This is a genomic window from Pseudomonas sp. PS1(2021), assembly GCF_020405165.1.
GTDB classification, from domain to species: domain Bacteria; phylum Pseudomonadota; class Gammaproteobacteria; order Pseudomonadales; family Pseudomonadaceae; genus Pseudomonas; species Pseudomonas aeruginosa.
The window spans coordinates 1310793-1333132 of record NZ_CP084484.1 but is presented as its reverse complement, the minus strand read 5'-3'; the positions used below and the strand labels follow the sequence as shown (position 1 = coordinate 1333132).

Sequence of the window (22340 nt, the reverse complement as noted above, 5' to 3'; positions counted from 1 at the left end):
GTCGTAAGCGAACGGGCATCACACCTTGCCGGCGGATACCCAGTTGTGCGGCAGCAGCTCGGCCAGGGCGCTGGCCTTCTGCGTCGGCAGGCGCGTGAGCACGTCCTTCAGGTAGGCGTACGGATCGTGCCCGTTCAGGCGGGCTGACTGGATCAGCGTCATCAAGGCTGCGCCACGCTGGCCACTGCGCAGAGAGCCGGCAAACAGCCAGTTGGCACGCCCCAGGGCCCAGGGGCGGATCTGGTTCTCGATCCAGTTGTTGTCGATGGGCAGGTTGCCGTCATTCAGGTAGCGCACCAACGCTGCCCAGCGCTTGAGGCTGTAGTCGAGTGCCTTGGCGATCGCGCTGCCTTCCGGCACCTTCTGCCGCTGCCCAAGCATCCAGCTATGCAGGCCATCGATGATCGGCCTGGCTTTGTCCTGGCGCAGTTGCCGTCGCTGTGCGGCGAGCAACTCTCGCCCTTCGCGCTCCACCTCGTACAGCTGACCGATGTACTGGAGGGCCTGCTCGGCCAGTTGGCTCTGGTTGGCGGCATGCAGGTCGAAGAACTTGCGCCGTGCATGGGCCATGCAGCCGATCTCGGTCACGCCTTGCTCGAAGCTGGCCTTGTAGCCGACGAAGTCGTCGCAGACCAGTTTGCCCTGCCAGTCGCCCAGGAAGCTGCGCGCGTGCTCGCCAGCCCGGCTCGGCCTGAAGTCGTAGACCACGGCCTTGAGGTCGGCGAAGGGGCTGGGTGCATAGGCCCAGACGTAAGCCCGCTGGGTCTTCTTCGTGCCCGGGGCGAGCATCTGCACCGGGGTTTCGTCGGCGAGGATGACGTCCTGCTGGAGCAGGCAGTCGCGCAGGGCATCGACCAGGGGTTGCAGCTGGACACCGCAAGCGCCGACCCATTGCGCCAGCGTGGAACGCGCGATAGCCAGCCCGGCGCGGGCGAAGATCTTTCCTGGCGGTATAGCGGCAAGTGATCGGCGAACTTGGCCACCATGACCTGAGCCAGTAGCCCGGCAGTCGGGATGCCCTTGTCGATCACCTGCGCAGGCACTGGGGCCTGGATCAGCGTTTCACACTGGGCGCAGACCCACTTGCCACGGATATGCCGCTCGACGGTGAAGGTGCCCGGGGTGTAGTCGAGCTTCTCGCTGACGTCTTCACCGATGCGCTTGAGCTGGCAGCCGCAGGCACACTGGGTGCTGTCCGGCTCGTGAAGTATCAGCGTGCGCGGCAGTTCGGCCGGCAGCGGCGCTCGCTTGGGCTGCTGCCGTGGCTCGCGCTTGGCGGGCTCTGGTCGGGCCGTTTCAAGCTCTGCCTCGATGGCGGCGATGTCGGCCTCGATCATCTCGTCCAGCAGATTGAGCTGGTCGGCATTGAGCTGCTCGCTGCGGCGGGCGAAGCGGTGGCGCCGCAGCACGGCGAGTTCGTGGTTCAACCGCTGGTTGAGCGTTTCCAGGTGATCGACGCGCTGACTCAACTGCGCGGCCAGTTGGCGCAGTTGCTCGGGTGTCAGGTGATCGAAAGCGGCAGGACTCATGGCGCCGAGTGTGCGGATTGTCGGCCCCCTCGGCGATAGGCCATTGGCCTAATTGCGCCCCGGCTACAGGAGTCTGATCTCGGCATTGGGCCCAAGACGCTGCCAAGGTAGGCCGACCACCAGGGCCTGCAACTGCTCGGGACTGAGTTCCAACTGCTGTCCCTGCCAATTGCCCGACCAGGCGAAGCGCCCTCGATTGAGCCTGCGAGCAGCCAGCCAGATGCCGAAGCCATCGTGCACCAGCACCTTCATCCGATTGGCGCGCTTGTTGGTGAACAGGTAGGCGCAGTGCGGCTGCGCCGCACCGAAAACTTGAACCACCCGGGCCAACGCGGTTTCGGTGCCGGCGCGCATGTCCAGCGGCTCGGTGGCGAGCCAGATGCGCTCGATGCGGATCACTTCAGTAGCTCGCGCAGAAAGCGGGCGCAGCCTTCAGGGTCCTTGCCCGGCCACTGCACCGACAGTTTGCCGGCCCGATGGGGAATTGCGATCTGGATGGCCCTGTCGGCCGCACTCGGGGTAGCCGGCACGCTCGGGACGAGAGGTGGAATAAAACCTGAGGGTACCGCGGGCAGCTGTGCCTGCTGGCGGCGAATCCACTTGTGCACGAGATTGGCGTTGAGGCCGTGGCTCAAGGCCACGCCGGCAACCGAGGCGCCGGGCTGGGTACACTCCTCGACGACCTGGGCCTTGAAAGATTTGGGATAGGAGCGGCGTTGGCCTGGCACGGGAGATCCTCCGCAAGGGGCTTGAAATGGTGTCCACCAAAAACAGGTGGACACCATGCCGCTAGCTGGAAGAACCGGGGAGGTGTGTTGGCCAGACGCTTACCCAAGGTCAATTCTGAAAGGGACTCCAACGGCCAGCGCAAAAGAAAGTCGCTCCACTGCTTATCCGCCGCTGCTTGAGCTGCCAAGCTCATAGGCACACCTCCAAAAGCTGCGCCATGGTTCTCGCGTAAGAGCGGCAGCAGTCCGTTAATTTATTGTTTGTCATCCCTGCGCTCTCAAAACCTCACCAAACTCCGCTGCCTTGATTTCCGAAGCGCCGTGCAACATGTCTCGCGCCAAGGCACGCCGCTTCTGCAAAAGCTCATCCAGCGTGGCTTCGAATGTCGGCATGCTGGGGTCGCGGATGGTCGGGTAATAGACGTACACGTCCTTCTCCTGGCCGATGCGGTAGGCGCGGTCTGTTGCCTGATCTTCTTTGGCGGGGTTCCAGCAGCGGGTGAAATGGATCACGTGGTTCGCAGCTTGTACGTTAACGCCGAAGCCAACCGCTACCGTCGAGAGAATTATCACCGAGAAGCCAGGCTCCTCCTGGAAGCGATCGATCAAGCGCTGGCGACTTTGTGCACTTTGGCTGCTGGTGCTGGTGTCGCCGTTGATCACGGTCGGCTTGAAGCCGAAGCGCTCCTGGATGGCGTGTTGAAGCTCGCGCTGAATGTCCCGCAGCTCGGTAAACAGGATGACCTTGTCACCGTTGCCCGAACGCTTGATGCGCCCTAGCTGGGCCAACATCCATTGTAGCTTGGGAGAGTGCTCCCGCAAGCGCGGGTCAGGCTGCACGCTGAAGGGGTGCGCGCACACCAGCTTGAGGCGATGCAGCAGGCCGAGCATGCCGCTTTCGCGTTGCTCCAGTTGCTCCTGCATCTGCTGCTTCTGGCTGTACTGGGCGACCTCGGACAGATAGAGATTGCGCTGCAAGGCATGCATCGGCAGCGACCGGCTGGCCTGGTCCTCGATCTTGGCGGGAAGGTCCTTTGCCACATCCTGCTTGGTACGTCGCAGTGTTTGCGGCTCAATCAAGCCACGCAGCCGTTCTAGCGCCTCGGTATCGCGATCGACACCGGACTCGATAGGCCGCTGATACTCTCGGCCGAACTGATTCAGCCCGCCCAAGAATCCTGGCTGGATAAAGTCGAACAGGCACCACAAATCGATCAGAGTATTCTCGACCGGCGTACCGGTGCAGGCCACCCGAAAGCGCGCGGGAATGGCTTTCGCCGCCTGAGTGATGAGTGCCGCCGGGTTCTTGATCTTCTGCGCTTCATCGCAGATCACAATCGCCCACTGCTGGCGGGCCAGAGAAAACTCCTGATCCCGAAGCGTCTCGTAGGTAGTCAAGACAATACGCGCATCTGCCATCCAGCCGGGGCGCAGTAGGTTCTTGATGCCTTTCGCTTGCAGTTCATTCGGTATCTCTTCCTTCCTGAACTTCACAGCGCTCAGCGCGCTACCGTAGAGCTTCAGCACCGGCAGCGCATCCGCGTAGAAGAACCGCTGCAGCTCGCGCTCCCAGTTGTCCAGCAGGGACACCGGCGCCACGATCAGGACGGGCTCACCCTCGGATTGCTGCTCCAGGTACCGGGTCACGAACGTCAACAGCTGGATAGTCTTCCCCAGCCCCATGTCGTCGGCCAGCAAGCAACCGGCGACTCGATCCGGCGCCAGCTTGAACAAATGCTGCATCCAGGCCACGCCCTTCAGCTGATGCTCTCGCAACTGGATTTCAGGCCGCAGTAACTCTGGGAGATCCGCGTTGGCATTGTGTGCCGCCATCAACGCTGCCTCGCGGGTCTGGGCATAAGCGGCGTCTTCGATGTTGTGCTCGATCTGCAGCACGGCCCTGGGAGGCTTGTCTGCTTTCTCACTGCCCGCAGCGTTTGCCTCACCTGGATTGAGCTTTCTGGACCAAGCGTCGTATAGCTGCTCAGCCGCTTTCAGGGGCAATGGCGTCTCGCTACCTGGCAGATGCACTTGCTCGTCGCCAGCCTCGCGGGCTTGATCGAGACGGTGTTCAAACTCGTTGAAATGCTCGCGGTTCGCGGGATCCCAGCTGTTCAGCAGCTCGCCATCAATACCCAATGCCTTGACGTCATCGGGCAGCCAGTTCTCGGTGGACTCTTTGACCAAAAACGGCGAGGTAATGCGCTCCGCTTCACCGATACCGATGACGCGATCCCCGTAGGAAGCCAGGTCCAGCACCGCCTCGAAGGTCTGCCCGACCTCCTGTCGCTGCCAATCGCTGAGCAACCCACTAATCCCTGCCAGCTGGGCCAGGTCGAAGTCGCTCAGCTCGAGCTCATAGCCCTGCCAAAGCCCAGCAGGCAGCCCAGCGGCCAGCTTGATCTGCAACTCATGCACAAATGGCGCTAGCTCGTGAGCCGCCGTAAAACGGAATTCGACCTCGGGCTCCGGCGATGCCGTGATCGGGTCCAGGTATAGGCCGACAGACTCGATCTGCCGTCCATCGGCACTCAGTGCCGGCTCAATACGAAAGCGATGGAAATGAATACCGGCCTCCGCGAGACCGGCCTCGTACTCTTCCGGATCGACCACTTTCTGAGCGGCGTCGCCAATGACGCTGTAGGGGTTTCGAATCAGGGACAAAGCCTCGTCGCCCGCCACGCGCCGGCCGGGTAGAGCCCTCACCGATTCCAGCACCGCCTTGACCTCAGGCTCTATCAGCACGTGGGTGACCGTTCCATCGTCGCCCGTCACACGGTACCTATCCTGCACCTGCTTGTAGCCATCGAAGCTCGCCATCCAGTTGGCCGGCTGCCCGTCGAAGGACGCTTCAAGCTCGATGACCGGGGTGCCGCCCACCATACTTTTCCTGGGTTTCAGCTGCAGCCGCTCAGGCTTGACCACAAACGTTTTGTCGAGAAAACCATCCATCCCAGCGTTGGCCTTCTTGGCCTGCTTGCGGATATTCGCCCAACCGATCTGATTGGTAGCCTCTCCGGGCGCTTCCTTTTGCGCCGTACTCAAGCGCCGCACAGCTTGCAGCAGTGACCAAACCGCTTGGGGCAGCAACTCGGTACGCTCTCTCTGGCGAACGACAGGCCCTAGGAGATCAATATTCACGGCAGCGCCAGTCTTGGGATCTCGCCAGCCCTGGATGAACACCATGAAGCCCGCTTCGGCGAGGCTGCCGCTGCTAGCCAACAGCGGCTGAAAATTGGCTTCCGGCGGAATGCCCAGAAGCGGCAGGCTGGTTTGATGCTCGGGATCATCCAGCAGTTGGTAAAGCGCATCCCAAGGCAACAGCCAACGATCACTGAGTTGCGAGGCGAAATCCTCTTCGAACAACTGGTCGAGATAAGCCGCCAGCGGCCAATGCACCTCGCTTTGAGCCAAACTCAGCGGATAACAGAGCCCCAACTCATCGACCTGTGGCTTAAAGACTTCATTCGATTTTTGAGCGTTCCGCTCATTCCTTGAAAAGAATCGCCCGAGCATTAGCTTCTCCAGAATGTCAGCGGGTTCTTGTTCATCTCTTTAAATCCCAACCGCGCTAGCGCAACTCTGGCCCGCGCATCATCACGTGCAAGCTTGACCATCAAGGCGCCACCCTTGCTGCGGTTGTCCATCAGCTGGTAGTTAACGTGCCGCAGTTGGGCTGCCACCTGGATCTCAATGGACGACTGGCTTCCAGCTTTCCGGGGCTCGTTGTGGCCACTAGGGGACTGAGGAACTATGCCCAACTCCCGGAGCTCGGTGTCGAACTTTTCTAGCCAACCTTCAACGAGGTTAGGGCGTCTCGGTGCCGGCGAGTGAGACATGCGCTTTAGCTCACGCCCCTGCTGCTTCAGCTCAGTGGTTAGGTCGAGTTTTATCCGATCCGGGTTGAAAGGTGCTTGATCTGCTTTGTAGACATAGCAGGCATGCCCTGTTCCGGAGAACTCAACAAAAAAGAATTGGCCGATCTGCATGACTACGGCGCTGACGTGACGTGAGGCCCCTGTCAACTGACTCAAACGCCCCTTGTTTTTCTCGCGGAAGGCCACGAAGTCACTACCACGGTCATTCCAGGCATCATTACCCATCACGATCCGCGTATAGCTCATTTGATTGGCAAAGCGCAGCCAATAGAACAGACGCGAATGATCAACCTCCGCCTCGCCCTTGAGCAACCTGAAGAAGTGCTCCAGGTCCTCCTTGGCGAACCAGGCCATCACCATGGCGCAAACGGGCTGCTCCACATGGTTTAGCCAGCGGTTTTGGTCTGAGCGAAGTTGCGGACTGCCCCAGTGCTCAAGCGCGGCTTGCTTGAGCAGAGAAGAAGACTGTTCGCGAAAACGCGAGCGGTAATAGCGGGTCAGGCAGGCGCTGAGCACCTTATCCATGTACCGATTATTCAACTGCCCCAACTCAGTCAGCTCCGGCAGGCGCTGCACGAAGGTGTCGTCATCCAGATCATCGATGCACGACAGCAACACATCAAAGATGCGCTTCCACAACCAGCTGCTATCCGGCACCTGTGCGATGGTCTGCAGAGCGGACAGGTCCTTGGCGCGCCCCGCAAAGATTTCCTCCGCGAGCTGTTTTCCCGCCTGATCACCGAACAGCTCACGGTGCTGCTGGACAATCCGCATCCACTCTTTCTCGCGACCGATGCGCCGCTTGACCGCATCAAGGCCCTGATCGATATCGCTGCGCAGGACCCGCCAATTGGAGTTATCTGCCGGCTTGGCGTGATCGTAGAAAAAATAGCTGTAGCAAAGTGCCAACCAATCCTTTCGGCTCAGCTTTTGTTGGTCACTTCGAATAGAGACCTCTCGATGCACCAATTCAAATAGGACGTCATCCTCAAGCACCGGCAGGCCGCCGTCATCTTTATCTGCCAAGCCAGCAAACACCGGTCTGTATTCCGAGGGCGTAGAGCTTAATTGCTTATCACGCCTAAACTTGCGCAGTGCTTCCCTCCGCTTCTCTTGAGGCGGAGGCAGAGCCTTCTCGACTTGATTGAAGCGCCGAGTAAGCTCATCGTTTGCACGTTGCAAATCGACAAATCTATTCAGCCCGGTATCCGCCGTGCGTTCCTGCTGGCGCTGCAAGCTACGTGCTATGGCATCGGAGAGTGACGACAACGCCCGACTCATCTAGCGCATCTCCAGCTGGCACTTCTCCAGCGCCGTCGTCGTGAAAATTGGCTGCTCCTCCTTCGCCTGTTGCTCCTTGTCCTTCAGCCCGAAGAACTGCATCCGCAACTCAACACGTCGGCTTGCTTCTTTAGTTTCTCGGGCACTGTTGAACGACACGCCACCGGCCAGGAACATCGAGCGAATCTGTTGCTGCCGCTCCGCTGAAAGGCCTTGCTGCACGGGGCTGCGACTATCGAGCAGGCTGCACATCACCCATTCCGAGCGCTGCAGGGAAAGGTGGAGGTTGTACAGATAGGAGCCGTCGGTATCGGTGAAGCCCTCGATCACCACCTGCTTGAGCCACTTGCGCCCTTCTTCGCTGTCGGCCGCGTCCAGAATCAGCGACACGACATCCTGCAAAGCCTTTTGCCCCTGGGCGTTGAGCAAGTACTGGTTGTGCCCGAAGCGGCCCGCCTCGCCAAAGCTGATGCGGTTATCGTGGCAGTCCACAACAATCGTGGAGTTCAGATTCCCGGCTTTAAGCTTAAGGCCCTCACACAGCCTCTTGATTTCACTTCCCCGCTGCTTCTCGCCTTGCTCAACCTGCTGGATACGCTGCGTCACAGAACTTAGCGAGGCCACCATCACCACCAAAAACAGGATCATCATCGCCGTCATCAGGTCGGCGAAGGAGATCCAGAAGGGCTTCTCGCCTTCGTCCCGTGCCCGAGCAGGGGCGGCTGATTTGCCAAACATGCCTCACCCCCAATCACTTTTTCTGGATGCATTCCATGATGTCGCTGAAGTCTTCCAGGCTTTCCTTCACACCCTCGACGCCACCGGCCAGGCTAGTCATGGCCTTGTGCAGTTCGGCATCCAGGCTGCCCAGGGTCTGTCGCAGGCTACGGTCGACGCCCTCGGTGAACTCCCCGAAGCCCTTGCCCAGCACACCACTGATCTGCTCGAGGTAGTCATGAACCTCACGGTTCAGCGCTTGCAGCCGCTCGCTCTGCTGCTTCATATCCAGCAGGTACTGGGTGCGTCCGGAGGCCTCGCTTTGCGCGCTGGCAACCACACCTTGAATCACGCTCAGGGTTTGAGCCAGGGCGTCGCGGTTGTTGCGATAGTCGGCCACGATGCTGCTGAGTTCCCGCGAGGCACCCACCAGTTCGGTTCCGGTGCCCTGCATAGCCCCAAGTACGTTAGCAGTGGCTTCACCGGCCTTGGTGACGCTTAGGCCCGCCGTTTCGAAGCGTTCTGCTGCGACGCGCATCTTCTCCGCGCCAGCTTGCATGCTCTGCAAATGTTGCTCGGTCTGAGCGCTGAGCAGCTTGACGGTGTCCTGCATGGAGCCGCTCTGCTCAGCTACCGCATCCAACAGGTCATTGACCTGCTTCTCAAGACCACCAACCATCTCGCGAGTACCGCGGTGTAGCTCGACCTGGGCAACCTTAGTAGCCTGGTCCATCTGCGCGCGGCCCTGCTCCATCTGCTTGAACATGGCGCCCAACTGCTCGCCAAGAACATCCACCGAGCCGGCGATTTTGGCCATGGTTTCCTGCTGCCCCTGGCCGATGTTCTGCTTCATCGTCTCGATAAAGGCCTGCAGGTTTTCCGCCATGGCTTGCTGGCGCGCTTCGCTCTCGGCGAATAGCTTCTCCAACTGCTGGGCCATGCGCTCGCCGGCCCCCTCGCCTTCACTGCCGATTCGCGCAATGGAGGCCTGCAGATTGGCCAGCATCTCATTCATACTGGCTTGCATACTGTTCTGCCCAGCCTGCATATCGGCCAGGAGCTGCGCGATCATCTTCGCGCTGTTCTGCGTGGAGCTCTCGCTAGCCGAACGCATGTCGTCCACCAGGCTATTGAAGCCCTGCTGCATGGACTGCATGGCGGCCACGGACTGCCCCATCATTTCGTGTAGCCCATTGAACTGCTGGCCGAAGGTGCTCTCCAGCTTATTCATGAAGGCCACCAGCACATCCTGCAGCAGACTCTGCACCTGGTTGCTCTGGTCGCCACTCGCCGATTGCACAGCGCCTGCAATTTGCTCTAGTGGAGCCTTCAAACTGCTTTCGATCGCACCACCAATCTGCTCGGCCAGCACCTGGCCGGAGTCGCGGTAACTGGCGGACAGGGTGTCGGCCAGCTTCAGGCTTTCGCGCACCTGGGTGTCCACCAGGTTCTGCAGCATCTCGCGCAGGTCGGTGACAAGGCTGTCCTTCAGTTGGCGCGTCTGGATCGAGCTTTCATTGCTCGACTTTACCAGTTCGGCCAGATACTCCTCGCCGACGCCGCTGTCGAATAGGCCGTCGATGGCCTCGGTCAGTTTTTCCAGGTGCTTGTAGCAGCGCCCCAGGCGCCACTTCTCAGTGAGCGTGACGGCGATGGAGGCAAAGATCGAGAAGAAGGAGCCCAGGAAGGCAAATAGTACGTCCTTGAGCAATTGGTCGACGCTGGCGTTGACCTGCTCAGGCGTACCTGGATTGAAATGCTGCAGGCCCAGCATCAAGCCGAAGAAGGTACCAACAATCCCGATGCCGGTCAGAATGCCCGGCAAGTGCTTGTAGAACTCAGTGCCAAGCGGTGTTTCCACCACTGTCTGCGACGTAAAGAAGTGTCCAGCGCCAGCCGTTGCCCGAGAGCGCAGCAGCTGCCGCTCGCCATCACGCACTTCAAATTGGTCGTGCAGCGTTTCCGCGTATTCCTGCCACGCATGTTGCAGTGGAGGCTTCTGGAATACCTGCTCCAGTGCACCTCGACGCTTGGCCGGTTGCAGCTCGCCGACGGCGCGAACCTCCTTCGACACCCGCTTGATGCGGCGGCTCAGAACGAACGAATACAGGAAGTAACGCACGCCGTACCAAAGGCATAGCAACGTCACCAAGCTCACCACGAAGGCGGGCGCAGTCAATTGCTCGTGTGTTGCTTTCCCTAACAAATCCAACCAATTCGTGAAGTCCATTCGCTAGCCCTGCTTGATTCCCTGGGGGCCTCTACGAGCCCCTCTGTGCGGTCGTATTAGTTCATTGAGATGAGTCGCGCTGTAACAGCTTGTCGGCAGGGCTACCCATCGCTGGAGGAGAGTTGTTCTATTACTGCCTCACGATGAGCCTCAGTACGTGCCAACGCGTACTGACGCATCAACCGCAACCAATGCTTCAGCCTCGGGTAATCGCAATTGACCCGAGACTAGGCGAGGCAATAGTGTGTCGCGAAGCTGAGTAAGGCTCTTGATTTGTTTGATATTATTTTTCACCCGTCCCATTAGTGGCGAAAGTAAGTTTTCGAATGCATTAATGACGGCCACAGTTGGATACGTAAGCTCAACTCCCGCCAGCGTATCGCGTGTGATCGTATCGAAGACAGAGCCATGCGCACGCTGTTTTAATGTCACGACCAGACGACAAGTACTAAAGTACGTAAAGTAAGAGTCACCTGATTTTCCGCACAATCCATAGCAAGACTGATTCATCGCCATTTCACTACCAACCAAGGCCAACCGCCCTACAGTTCCGCGGGCAGAAATTATGGTTGTTCCTATAGGTAGCAGTTTGGCAGATGAATTCCTTAAACCCTCGATAGATATATGCTTCTCAGTGTCGAGAACAAAAACATCTGATGTATTCGGAGCGTCAACTACCGAAAACCACGGGATCTCACCAAGCCAATATTCAGGAATAGATGTCTTGGGCGTCCCGCCGCCAATGACCGTAATAGTTTCAGTAAAGGGCAACACCCTCCATCCGTTCGGAACCGTCCCCAGATCGGACTCTTCGAAACTATCGGGGAACAAAGCGGCGGTGGCGGCGTCCATACCTTCCGGCTGGCGGCCTTCGGCCTTGGCGCGCACGGGGTCGAAATCGACGAACCAGGATTTGAACAGCGCCTGGGCGATGGCTTCCAGGGTGGCGTTGGTTTCGCGTAGGAGGACGATACGATCGTCGAGAGTCTCCAAGAAGTCAGCAATCCTTTTCTGCTCCTCAAGTGGTGGCAGCAGGACTTCGTGCTGCCTTAATTGCCCAAGATTGAAACCTGGGACTGAACTGCCAATGCCATTATCGAGAATCTCACTTTGCTTAACCGGCCCGGAAAACACGTAATAGATGAATCGATGATCTGCTTTGACAGGATCAACCGTTAGCTTCATCTGCTTATTCGAAACGATATAGCTTTCGAATTTCGAGCGACCATCGATTAGGCCGACTTGGTTGATGGTCCCCCAACAGGTAAAGACAAGATCACCACGCCTCGCCACAGATCGCTGAAACTCACTTGCCTTCTCCTGCGAGACAAAAACCAAATCCGCGTCAATGAGCCTTGTAGACGCATCTGCGCTTAGATTGGACCCCCGAATAACTGGAACACCTGAATCGACGAAGTACTTCGAGCTGATAGCCGATCCAAATGGTCCGGTCGCTAAAGCAGTTGAAAATGGAGCCGCGATCTCCTCAATTTTCGTCACACGCCACTCAGAATTCATACCCCAGCCCCCCCAGCTTCTGCCGGATCAACTGATCGAGCTCAGCGCCCTTCTCCATCTGCTCGCCCAGCTGTTTGGTCAGCCGCTGCATCTTCTCGGCAAAGGCTTCGACGTCGTCTTCCAGTTCTTCGGCGCCGACATAGCGGCCCGGTGTCAACACATGTCCATGCTCGGCGATTTCCGCCAGGGTCACGCTGCGGCAGAAGCCAGGAATATCGGCGTACTCGCCGACCTGCCCGCCTTCATCCAGGGCCTCGCCGCGCCAGGCTGCAACGGTGCCGGCGATGCGTTCGATATCGGCCTCGGTCAGTTCGATCTGAACGCGGCTGACGCTGGTGCCCAACTTGCGGGCATCGATAAAGAGCACCTGGCCGCTGCGGTCGATGCCGCCAGTGCTCAGCGCATGGCGCTTGTCCTTGGCCAGGAACCAGAGGCAAGCGGGAATCTGGGTGTTGAAGAACAGCTGGCCGGGCAGCGCGACCATCACTTCCACCACATCGGCCTCGACCATGGCTTTGCGGATATCGCCTTCGCTATTCTGGCTGGAACTCATGGAGCCGTTAGCCAGCACGATGCCGGCGCGACCGCTGGGCTTGAGCTGGTAGAGCATGTGCTGCAACCAGGCGTAGTTGGCGTTGCCTTGCGGCGGAGTGCCGTAGACCCAGCGCGGGTCGCCTTCCAGGCTGCCGTGCCACCAGTCGCTGATGTTGAACGGCGGGTTGGCGAGGATGAAGTCGGCGCGCAGATCCGGGTGCTGGTTGCGCACGAAGGTGTCCGCCGGCTCCTTGCCGAGGTTGAAATCGATGCCGCGAATGGCCAGGTTCATCGCCGCCAGGCGCCAGGTGGTAGGGTTGGACTCTTGGCCGTAGATGGACACGTCGCCCAGCTTGCCGCCGTGGGCTTCGATGAACTTTTCCGACTGCACGAACATGCCGCCGCTGCCGCAGCAGGGGTCGTAGACCTTGCCGTGGTGCGGGTTGAGCACAGCCACCAGGGTTTTCACGATGCTGGCCGGGGTATAGAACTGCCCACCCTTCTTGCCTTCGGCGCTGGCGAACTGGCCGAGGAAGTATTCGTAGACCTGGCCGAGCAGGTCGCGGGCCTTGCTGGCGTCGTCGCCGAAGCCGATAGTGGCGACCAAGTCGACCAGCTCGCCGAGCTTGCCGTCTGGTAGTTGCGCGCGGGCGTAGCGCTTGTCGAGGATGTTCTTCAGGCTCGGGTTCTCCGCCTCAATGGCGGCCAAGGCCTCGTCGATGCGCTTGCCAATGTCCGCCTGCTTGGCGGCGGCCCGCAGGCCTTCCCAACGCGCGGCCTCGGGCACCCAGAAGACGTTCTCGGCCTTGTAGTAATCGCGCTCTTCCAACTCGCCGGCGAGTATTTCGGCGTCGTCATCGTCCAGGTAGTACTCATCATTTTCGTCGAGGAAGCGCCGCGTGAGCTGTTCGCGCAGGCCGGCAAAGCTGTCGGAGATGTACTTGAGGAAGATCAGCCCGAGGACGATGTGCTTGTACTCGGCGGCGTCCATGTTGGCGCGCAGCTTGTCGGCCGCAGCCCAGAGGGTTTTCTTCATGTCCTCGATGCCGGTGGCCGCCTTTATCTTGGCGGGCACACGAGCGGGCTTGGCTTTCGGCTCGGAGGGTTCTTCCAATTCGAGCGTTTCCTGACGCTGCCGCGCCTTCCTCAGCGCTTGCTCAGCCAGGCTCTGCTCCTGCGCTTCGGCACGCATGACGGAACCACCACGGCCACGCCCCTTTAGCAGCACGCCTTGAGCAATCAACGCATCGCGAGCCTCCAGGTACGCCTCTTCAGTGAGCTGCTCAAACTGATTTTTCAGTCGTTCCAGCAGCGATTGATTACCAATGCTCGAACCATCGACGGGAACGGCGGCCAGCAGGGCCTGCCTCAACTCACTCATGAACTTTGCTCCTGACACCCACTATCGGGCCGTCTATCAAACTGCGAGACCGGATAGACACAGGAAGCTCGCCATCGAGCGCGCGGTGGCGATGCACCCCTGGAATAACTACAGCCTTATTGCGAAGGCCGTCACCATATCCATGCAGCCATCAGCGGTAAAGCCAAAACGCCAATGCAAGGCTACGTCGGCAGATCGTCCACTACCTTGATGCCCACCAGCACTTCTGCGCTGCGTCAGATTGTCAGAGGGTAAAGATGGACCGCACGGCCTCAGCAACTCGCTACAACGCGCGGTTTACACATTGATCCAGCGAATCGTTAACCCGCGCGCGCAAGGCTGGCAAGCCAGGCATCCAGAGCCCGCGTCCTGGAAATCCTCCTGCAGATGGAGGATGAGAAGGACCTCTATCTCAAGGAGCAGATTCGTGTCCTGCGAGGGATCGAGTTCTAGATACTCGATCGCTTGGCTCGATGCCCCAGGGAATGCTCGGTTCGAGAAGCACCTCAAAAACTACCTACAAAACGGCGAGATTTTCCGGTGGGGCAAAATTCGAGGGGCACAAAAAACATTCGCCCATAAAAAAATCCAACCACCGCTAAGTGATTGGATTTTCTAGGGTTTTTTGGTCGGGACGGAGTGATTCGAACACTCGACCCCTTGCACCCCATGCGCTTATTCAGTGTATTTCCATGGAATGCAGTAGCCCGCCATGGATAGCCAATAGGCTAGTAAATACAAGGTCTACAGACTATATTATGATCTATTCAAGTCCAACAGCATCCACCCTTAGCCAAGCGATTCGGTGGGGCAAAAGTGGGGCAAAATTCCAAGGCAATCAACCTTGGCTAGGGGTAGACATTGGCAAAGATCACAGTGAAGCAACTCGAAGCACTCACGCCCGCCGATGATGGCAAAACGCTTCGTGAAGAGGGTGGTCTGACCGCCAAAGTTCGTGCAGGTGTGCGCGGCGTTACAGCGTTGTTCCGGTATGAGTTCAAAATGGGCGGCGCCAAACGCGATCAGCGCCTGGGCAGTTGGCCCAAAAAATCCCTAGCGCAGATTCGTACTGAGCGAGACGAAGTGAGAGCGAGCGTTACTAAAGGTATAGAGCCCGCCATTGCCCGAAAGGTAGCTAAGATCGAAGCTCAAGCTGCGGTCGCGGCAACCATTGCTGAAGCCGAACGTCAGGCTGCAGAAAACAAGACCGTCACCGACCTTTTTGAAGAGTGGATGCGCGACGGGGTATCTCGCCTGGACGGCAACGCAGAACTTCGCCGCAGCTTTTCCAAAGATGTGCTACCAGCTATTGGCGATAAACCACTGCGAAGCATAACTGAAAAAGACCTGCTCGCCCTCCTGCGCTCGATCAAAGCCCGCGGTCTAAACCGTACCGTCGTTATTCGCAGCAAAGACATAGGTCAGATGCTGAGATGGGCTGAGAAACGCAAGCCGTGGCGTACCTTGATGGTCGACGGTAATCCCGCCGACCTGATCGACGTCAATAAGCTACTTGATCATGACTATCAGGAGCAACGCGATCGTCTTCTATCCACTGACGAAATCCAAGAGCTGCAACAGATTTTCACTCGCTTGGTGAGTGAGTATGATGCTTTGCCCGCCGGTAAGAAATACTCTGGCATCCGACCTGTGAATTCCCGCGTGCAATGCACAGTCTGGATCTGCCTTAGCACGCTCTGTCGCATTGGAGAGCTCCTAAAATCCGAATGGCGACATGTCGATCTAGAGAACGGCACCTGGTTCATTCCAGCGGAAGCCACTAAAGGCCATAAAGGTAAGCGGCAGGATCACCATGTATTCCTATCCTCATTCGCGCTGAACCAGTTCAAACGTCTTAGAGAAGAAACAGGTCACACCCCGTTCTGCTTTCCCAGCAAAGACGAACGCAGTCATGTGGATACCAAAACAGTCAGCAAGCTGATCGGAGACCGGCAATGCCGCTTCAAAAATCGCAGCAAGCCTCTATCTGGCCGGCATCACGACGACTCACTGGTACTAAGCCAAGGTAACAAAGGCGAATGGACTCCGCATGATCTACGTCGTACAGGAGCAACCATGATGCAGGAGCTTGGTGTGACATTAGAAATTATTGATCGTTGCCAGAATCACCTGCTCGGAGGCTCAAAGGTACGCCGGCATTATCTGCATTATGACTATGCCAAGGAAAAGAATGAGGCATGGAACAAATTAGGCGATCGTATTGAAACAATTCTTCGAGCCCCAACGGCCGAAATCTAATCAGAAACTAATCGAAGCGGGAAACGAGACTCGCATCGGGCTTACGGGCCGTTGAAAGCTAAGGGTTTTCTACAGATCCCAAAATGGGAATAGCCTTGATTCTGGACTCATTTTTTCGAGTAGGTAAGAGAGCGGGAGTGGGGATGGTCAGACTGCAGGCTCGCTTCTACTACCGGCTGATCACTCACCTTCTCCACTTCTCAATGCCAACCCTACCCTCCTGAAGCAGCTTGCAGCTTGTACCCACTGCAAAGCCGAAATCGACCAAGGGGCTTCTGATTCGAACAGTTTTCTCAGCAGACTTGGTAGCAGTCCGTCGGACGGTGAGAACAAGGGTTGAAGAAGGCGATTTCTGCTCGGTCGAGGTCAACGCAACCAGTGTAGCTAACGACAGCTGATTAACTGTTCAGTCAACGAGTTGACGGTTTTACTCAATAGATGCCTTTTCAAACAACGCTCAAAATCGCACTGCGGTGATTTCTGACTTTCGAGCATGCGAGCTGCTTCGCTGAGCATTTTCCTTCTCCATGGTGGGCATTTGAATCATCTTGACTGGTATCTGCAGATTAATCTAAAGGCGAGACATTTACGCCTGCTTGTAGCCATTGACACTTACCGCAATCTGACCCAGGTGGCGGAAGTGACCCATGTCACTGTCCCAGCAGTGTCCAAATCGCTGGCGGAGCTTGAGCGAGGCCTTGGATTGGCACTTTTTACTCGCACAACCCGCGGGCTGATCCCAACTCCCTATGGTGACTGTCTTATCAGGCACTCAAAGACCATGCTCGCTGTTCTGCACCAAGCGCGTGACGAGCTGAAGGCGTTACGAACAGGTGCCGAAGGCAAAGTCCACATTGGCATGCTGCCCGCGTCGGCCTCGGTCCTGTTGCCACAGGCGCTGAGCTTTTTGAAGCAGCGCTCCCCCGGCACCAATGTGACGATAATCGAGGGCACAACCGAGACACTGCTGCCTGAACTCTGGCAAGGCCGTCTCGACCTGGTAGTGGGGCGCTTGCCGCCACCCGACTCACTAGGCAGCTTCGAAGAACAAGAACTCCTTGAGGAGCCGGTGGTACTGATGACTGGTAAGCACCATCCACTGGCCAACCGCAAGACGCTGAGTTGGTCCGACCTTGCCCCTTACCCTTGGATCCTGCCTCCGCCAGGCTCCATTCTTCGGGACCCGTTGGAACGGGCGCTGGAAGCTAACGCTTTGACACTGAGCAATAACTACATCGAGACGCTGTCGATTCATGTCGTACGCGCGCACTTGCAGGTGTCCGACTTCATTGCAGTGATGGCTGCCTCATTGGCCAGCGATTCGGTGCAGCCGTTTCACGCACTGCCGTTGAGCTTGCCAAGATTACTGCGACCGACCGGGGTGCTATGGAATCGCAACCGCGGCTTGTCGCCCAGCGCACAGCGAATGGTCGACTGCCTGGAAGAGGCAGCCCGACACCTGATGAAGGATCTCACTCCTTCCCGCCCTGACTAAAGCGTACTACTTCATCTGTCATTAACCCAAACGCCGGTTGCTTTAGGCATCCGGCGTTACCCCGGTTGTCAGAAACGGAATTTGATACCCGAAATGATCGAAAGCTGAGATGCGCTCGACTCCGGCGCTACTTTTGGTGCAGACGTCGTGGCTGCAAGGGCGAGATCACCGCTATTCTCCATATGCTCGGCGGTCAAATAGAGCTGAGTCTGCTTGGACAGGGAATACACACCGCGCAGAGCGATCATGTTCGCCTTATCAGCGGAGTTTTCATATTTCAGTTGGCCCAACATGCCATCGATAGAAAAATTCTTGGTCACCGGTACCGTGGCAGCTACCCAGACCAGGTCGCTCTTCGGATTAGCAAGGCCTTCGTTTTCACGCTTGACCCAGCCAAGACCTATTCGCTTGTCGCTTACCATGAAGTAACCGCCCAGCAGGAATCGACTATCCGTCTTATCCGCCGAAGTGAGGCCGCCATAGGTAGCCTCAGTTCCGCCGTAGCTGCGCTCATAGGCAGTACTCAACCCCCACCCCTTGCCATCGTACTTGACCATACCCGCCCATTCACGGCACTGATTGTCATCGTCGGTTTCACCCGGGCAGTTACTGGCAACGGTGCTGGTGCCCTTGACGGCGTCGCGACCAAAACTGTAATTGGCGCCGAGCGTGAAGTTGCCGACTGGCACAACATAGCGGATAGCATTGTCCGCACGTGCAGTGCCAGTGAAACCCTCGTCCAGCGTCGTGAGTCCATGCGAGCCCGCACCGAAAGGATTGAGCTCTTTCCATGCAAGGAATCGGACGTTGTACTGACGACCCAGAGTGAGTGCGCCATAGCTACCTTCCAGTCCGACGTAGGCCTGCCTGCCAAACAGCCGGCCGCCTTGCAAGGATGTGCCGTTGTCTGGCGCAAAACCCGCTTCCAGATTCCAGATGGCGTTCAACGTATTGGTAATCTTTTCCTTGCCACGAACCCCAACATAGGACGTGCCCATACCTGAACTAAGACGTGAAATATTGCCGGCGTCCTTTACGTTATCTATATGTTCTAAGCCCAGATCAATCTGCCCGTAAAAATCAATATCCCTGGCAAGCTCCTTGATTTTCTCCCTATTATTTGAAAGTTCCTTCAAGCGTACCTCGCTGCCCGCACTGGCAGTTTTCTGGACTTGCAGCTCGGCGCCCATCTGGTCCAACCGTCTGTTCAGTTCCTCCAGACGCGCCGTGAGTGCCTGCAATTGCCTGGCCTGGTCTGCATCCTGCTCGGCCCATACCGGAGACATCGTAAAAACCGCTGAGCAAGCAATTAATGCAGCTTTATATTTGAACATCTCAAATGCGCTCTTTTTGTTATTAGATATGTTTGAGTAACCACGCTTTCAGATTGCGAAATGGTCACCCGAGCGTCAATTGAGAAACTTTTCTTCGACCTTGAGCATTTGGTTAATATTGAAAGTTACGCAATTTATTGGCGGCGCGACGTATCATTGGCAGCACGACCAACAAGCAAATAACCAGCGCACCCGAGGAAACTTCCACGGCAGCGGCCAAACCCACACGGTCAGCGGCATATCCAATGACGAGCGCACCCAATGCCGGGCTCCCTCTGGCTATCAGCCCGTGTACGCTCAATACTCTTCCGCGCAACACTTGCGGTGTCGTCAGTTGCACGAAAATCTGAGTAGACACCAGACTGCGCGTGACGCTGAAGCCAATCAGGCCCGCAGCAAGTACTGCGAGGATTGGACTTTGCACCTGGGTCAGCAGCACCGCCCCCATTGCTCCCGCCCCCCACCAAGGCAACACGCCCCTGAGCAGGTTGTCGGCCCGAGCGGTACCGCGTGCCAGACTGGACACCACCGCACCGATCGCCGAAGCCCCACTCAGTACGGCCAGCCCCATGGCATTGGCGGCAAATGTTTTAGCGGCGATGGCTGGGATCAATTCGATCATCGCCCTGACCAGGACGCCACCACCTAGCATGACCAGCAGAATCAGCCCAAGCGCGCGCTCACGCCCGATGTACGCGAACCCTTCCAGCATCTCGGCGAAAAAACCCTGCACATCAACACGCGGGGCCGCCTGCGCGAGCCGCAGACGAGCGAGGATGAACACCAACGCCAGGGTGAACACGGCGTTTAGGACGAAAACCCAGAGTACATCCACCTGCAGTATCATTGCGCCAGCCGCCGCAGGCCCCAGTAGCCGCGCAAGGTTGACGTTCACGGAGTTCAGGGCCACCGCCATGCCCATGCTTTGAACCGGGACCATCTGCTGAACCATGGCCAGCCGCGCTGGCTGAATGGCCGCCGCAAGCGTGCCCTGCGCGGTCACCAGCAAGACTAGGCCGACCAGGCCGAGATGCCCGACGGCCAGCAGCAATGCTGTTAGCACCGCCAATAGCACCGAGGCAATCTGTGCCAGCAGGTTCAGCCGCAGACGATCCCACCGATCAGCAAGAACCCCGGCGAAAGGGCCAACAGCCAGCACGGGGAGCAAATCGCCGGCCGCCAGGATGCCAAGCCAAAACGCCGAATGGGTCCACTCCCAAACCAGCCAACCGCAAGCAAGTCGCTGCATCCAGGTGCCGATCTGGGACATACCGTTGCCAATGAAGAACAAGCCGAACTGCGTCCCCAACAGCAGTCGCAACGGTGCAGGAGGACGCCAAACAGTAGTTACCGCTTTTTTCGCTGGAGTCACTGAAGATCCTTGGGCAACAGGCTTGGCGGGAAGCCCTGATAGCAGACCGGGCGCAGCCAGCGACGAATCGACAGCGTACCCACCGAGGTGGCACCAAAATTGGTAGAAGCCGGATAAGGCCCGCCATGGACCATCGCATCGCACACTTCCACGCCGGTGGGGAAGCCATTGACCAGTAGGCGACCCGCCTTGCGCTCCAACGTCGGCAAAAGCTGCAAAGCTGCTTCGGTATCCGCTTCGTCCAGATGCAGGGTGATCGTCAATTGACCGGCCAGGGCACTTGCGACCTCACGCATCTGGTCGAGGTCGCGCACGCTGACGATCAGACCCAGTGGGCCGAAAACCTCCTCGGCAAGCGAATGATCGGCAAGCCAGTCCTCGGCATTGACAATAAACAGATCCGGGGAGACCTCGCGCAGTGCGCAGGTCGAGCTCAACAGCGCTTGCACACCGGCCGTTGCGCCCATGCGATCGCGCCCGTCGCGATAGGCGCAAGCGATACCCTCGGTCAGCATCGTTTGCGAGCCAACGCGCGTCAGCGCGGCACGAGCAGCCTCGGCAAAGGTTTCGCAGGCATCGCCCTGCATGACCACGGCGATACCGGGGTTGGTGCAGAACTGCCCAGCCCCCATGACCAACGAAGCGGCCCAGCCGGCTGCCAGGGCCTCGCTGTGAAGTGCCACTGCGTGTGGCAGCAGGAACATCGGATTTACCGAGCCCAGTTCGCCAAAGAACGGAATGGGTTCGGCGCGTCCGGCGCACAGGTCGAAAAGCGCGCGGCCGCCGCCCAGCGAACCGGTGAAACCCACCGCCTTGATCAACGGATGCTGGACGAGCGCCTCGCCCACGTCACGCCGCCCCCCCTGGACCAGGGAAAACACCCCCGGGTGCAGGCCACAGCGGTTGACCGCAGCCATTATCGCCTCGGCAATGATCTCGGCGGTTGCCGGGTGCGCCGAGTGCCCCTTGACCACGACCGGGCAGCCTGCAGCCAGGGCTGAGGCAGTATCGCCACCCGCCACAGAGAACGCTAATGGGAAGTTCGAAGCACCAAACACTGCGACCGGGCCGATGGGCCGCTGCATCATGCGAAACCTCGGGCTCTCCTCAGGCTGCGGGGCGGTAAGGCTGCTGTCATGGCGGCGCTCCAGGTAGTCGCCCTGGCGGATATGGGCTGCCATCAGCCTCAGTTGCATCACCGTGCGACCACGCTCGTTGATCAGCCGAGTGGCGGGCAGACCCGTTTCACGGCTACCGACCTCGGTGATGATCTCGGCCCGCAGCTCGATTTCGTCGGCAATGGCTTCGAGGAAATCAGAGCGCTCGCCACGCGTGCTGTAGCCGTAAGACCAGAATGCCTCCTCGGCGGCGCGGCAGGCCGCATCGACCAGTGCTGGCGTGCCAACAGAGAACGGGTGCCCGCTGCCCGTCGCCGGGGCCGAATGAAACTTCGCGGCTGTTGCAATGCGAATACCGCCGATGAAGTGCTGGCCGTGAGGGAAAAACGCAGAATCGGCAACCATGGAACCTCCTGTCAGTTGCGGTTTAGTCTTTGGGTTGAAGTGCATGCAGGCTCATGCCCAGGGAGACCGAGGTGAAATAACCAATCGTGACCAGCAGCTCGGCGATCACTGCTCGCCCTAGCTCGGCCTCGTAACGAGCGAAGCGCATATCGTCGACCATGCCACCCGCCAGCAGATCGCAGACCGCGTCACAGACAACGCCCAGGCGCCCGGATATGGTTGCAGGTCGCTGCTGGTCGAGAATGGCGGCAACCACGGGCTCTGGTACACCTGCCTTCAGGGCGTGGCGACGGTGGTTGGCAATGACGTAAGGGGCGTTCCAGAACACCGCGGTGGCAAGGATCACCACCTCACTCTCCACCTCGCTGAGTACCGGGGAGCGATCGACATGGGTACCAATGATCTCCATGCCTTCTGCCAGCTGCGGATTGTGCAGCCAGATATTGAACGGCGTGGGGATACGCCCTCGCCCCTCGCCTAACCTGCTGATGATTTCCTGTTGTTTGTCGGAGGCGGTCTCAGCCGCCACCGGCTGCAAACGACTGTTCATGCTGTTGTCTC

14 protein-coding genes and 1 pseudogene are annotated in these 22340 nt (G+C 58.5%); 2 read left to right on the top strand and 13 right to left on the bottom strand.

Annotated elements, in window-relative coordinates; genetic code table 11:
• Nucleotides 1–18: 18 nt before the first annotated feature.
• From tnpC to LE197_RS06515, 9 genes and pseudogenes are all read right to left on the bottom strand, one after another.
• Nucleotides 19–1529, bottom strand: a pseudogene (gene tnpC, locus LE197_RS06555) (IS66 family transposase).
• A 63-nt stretch (nt 1530–1592) separates the two neighbouring features.
• Complete coding sequence (tnpB, locus tag LE197_RS06550) at nt 1593–1928, bottom strand: IS66 family insertion sequence element accessory protein TnpB (RefSeq protein WP_023105888.1); 336 nt, start codon at nt 1926–1928, stop codon at nt 1593–1595.
• The gene (tnpA, locus tag LE197_RS06545; RefSeq protein ID WP_226033969.1) at nt 1925–2257 is read right to left on the bottom strand and encodes an IS66-like element accessory protein TnpA; all 333 of its coding nucleotides are present in this window, start codon (nt 2255–2257) and stop codon (nt 1925–1927) included. Before tnpA ends, tnpB begins: the two co-directional genes overlap by 4 nt.
• 264 nt (nt 2258–2521) lie before the next feature.
• Complete coding sequence (gene zorD / locus LE197_RS06540; protein WP_033998609.1) at nt 2522–5773, bottom strand: type I Zorya anti-phage system protein ZorD; 3252 nt, start codon at nt 5771–5773, stop codon at nt 2522–2524.
• Nucleotides 5773–7416 carry a type I Zorya anti-phage system protein ZorC gene (zorC, locus tag LE197_RS06535; RefSeq protein WP_015649021.1) on the bottom strand — a complete coding sequence of 548 codons (1644 nt, stop codon included), beginning with the start codon at nt 7414–7416 and terminating at the stop codon, nt 5773–5775. The genes zorD and zorC overlap by 1 nt, the downstream gene beginning before the upstream one ends.
• Nucleotides 7417–8154, bottom strand: coding sequence for a type I Zorya anti-phage system protein ZorB1 (zorB1, locus tag LE197_RS06530; protein ID WP_015649022.1), 738 nt, complete (start codon nt 8152–8154; stop codon nt 7417–7419).
• A gap of 13 nt (nt 8155–8167) precedes the next feature.
• A complete protein-coding gene (gene zorA1, locus LE197_RS06525) occupies nt 8168–10363 on the bottom strand; it encodes a type I Zorya anti-phage system protein ZorA1 (protein WP_196752259.1) in 2196 nt (731 codons plus the stop codon).
• Between the two features lie 150 nt (nt 10364–10513).
• Nucleotides 10514–11881 carry a restriction endonuclease subunit S gene (locus LE197_RS06520; protein WP_073666497.1) on the bottom strand — a complete coding sequence of 456 codons (1368 nt, stop codon included), beginning with the start codon at nt 11879–11881 and terminating at the stop codon, nt 10514–10516.
• A complete protein-coding gene (locus tag LE197_RS06515) occupies nt 11871–13796 on the bottom strand; it encodes a type I restriction-modification system subunit M (protein WP_033998603.1) in 1926 nt (641 codons plus the stop codon). The genes LE197_RS06520 and LE197_RS06515 overlap by 11 nt, the downstream gene beginning before the upstream one ends.
• An 861-nt stretch (nt 13797–14657) precedes the next feature.
• Here LE197_RS06515 and LE197_RS06510 point away from each other — a divergent pair.
• Together LE197_RS06510 and LE197_RS06505 are read left to right on the top strand one after the other, a co-directional pair.
• Nucleotides 14658–16055 (top strand): tyrosine-type recombinase/integrase, encoded by a 1398-nt coding sequence (locus tag LE197_RS06510; RefSeq protein ID WP_226033968.1) that lies wholly within the window; start codon nt 14658–14660, stop codon nt 16053–16055.
• Nucleotides 16056–16548: 493 nt separating this feature from the next.
• Complete coding sequence (locus LE197_RS06505; RefSeq protein WP_226033967.1) at nt 16549–17550, top strand: LysR substrate-binding domain-containing protein; 1002 nt, start codon at nt 16549–16551, stop codon at nt 17548–17550.
• A 68-nt stretch (nt 17551–17618) separates the two neighbouring features.
• Here the strand turns inward: LE197_RS06505 and LE197_RS06500 are convergent, their stop codons facing one another.
• The 4 genes from LE197_RS06500 to LE197_RS06485 all read right to left on the bottom strand — a co-directional run bounded on the left by LE197_RS06500 (nt 17619) and on the right by LE197_RS06485 (nt 22329).
• Complete coding sequence (locus tag LE197_RS06500; protein ID WP_226033966.1) at nt 17619–18884, bottom strand: porin; 1266 nt, start codon at nt 18882–18884, stop codon at nt 17619–17621.
• A 112-nt stretch (nt 18885–18996) separates the two neighbouring features.
• Nucleotides 18997–20256 (bottom strand): MFS transporter, encoded by a 1260-nt coding sequence (locus LE197_RS06495; protein WP_226033965.1) that lies wholly within the window; start codon nt 20254–20256, stop codon nt 18997–18999.
• A complete protein-coding gene (locus LE197_RS06490) occupies nt 20253–21779 on the bottom strand; it encodes an aldehyde dehydrogenase (NADP(+)) (protein ID WP_226033964.1) in 1527 nt (508 codons plus the stop codon). The genes LE197_RS06495 and LE197_RS06490 overlap by 4 nt, the downstream gene beginning before the upstream one ends.
• Nucleotides 21780–21801: 22 nt before the next feature.
• Complete coding sequence (locus LE197_RS06485; RefSeq protein ID WP_226033963.1) at nt 21802–22329, bottom strand: carboxymuconolactone decarboxylase family protein; 528 nt, start codon at nt 22327–22329, stop codon at nt 21802–21804.
• Nucleotides 22330–22340: the final 11 nt, after the last annotated feature.

Excerpts from the sequence above, each read along its gene's own strand:
- zorD (WP_033998609.1), bottom strand. The coding sequence starts at position 5,773 with ATGCTCGGGCGATTCTTTTCAAGGAATGAGCGGAACGCTCAAAAATCG.
- zorC (WP_015649021.1), bottom strand. The coding sequence starts at position 7,416 with ATGAGTCGGGCGTTGTCGTCACTCTCCGATGCCATAGCACGTAGCTTG.
- zorB1 (WP_015649022.1), bottom strand. The coding sequence starts at position 8,154 with ATGTTTGGCAAATCAGCCGCCCCTGCTCGGGCACGGGACGAAGGCGAG.
- zorA1 (WP_196752259.1), bottom strand. The coding sequence starts at position 10,363 with ATGGACTTCACGAATTGGTTGGATTTGTTAGGGAAAGCAACACACGAG.
- LE197_RS06520 (WP_073666497.1), bottom strand. The coding sequence starts at position 11,881 with ATGAATTCTGAGTGGCGTGTGACGAAAATTGAGGAGATCGCGGCTCCA.
- LE197_RS06515 (WP_033998603.1), bottom strand. The coding sequence starts at position 13,796 with ATGAGTGAGTTGAGGCAGGCCCTGCTGGCCGCCGTTCCCGTCGATGGT.
- LE197_RS06505 (WP_226033967.1), top strand. The coding sequence starts at position 16,549 with ATGCGAGCTGCTTCGCTGAGCATTTTCCTTCTCCATGGTGGGCATTTG.
- LE197_RS06500 (WP_226033966.1), bottom strand. The coding sequence starts at position 18,884 with ATGTTCAAATATAAAGCTGCATTAATTGCTTGCTCAGCGGTTTTTACG.
- LE197_RS06490 (WP_226033964.1), bottom strand. The coding sequence starts at position 21,779 with ATGGTTGCCGATTCTGCGTTTTTCCCTCACGGCCAGCACTTCATCGGC.
- LE197_RS06485 (WP_226033963.1), bottom strand. The coding sequence starts at position 22,329 with ATGAACAGTCGTTTGCAGCCGGTGGCGGCTGAGACCGCCTCCGACAAA.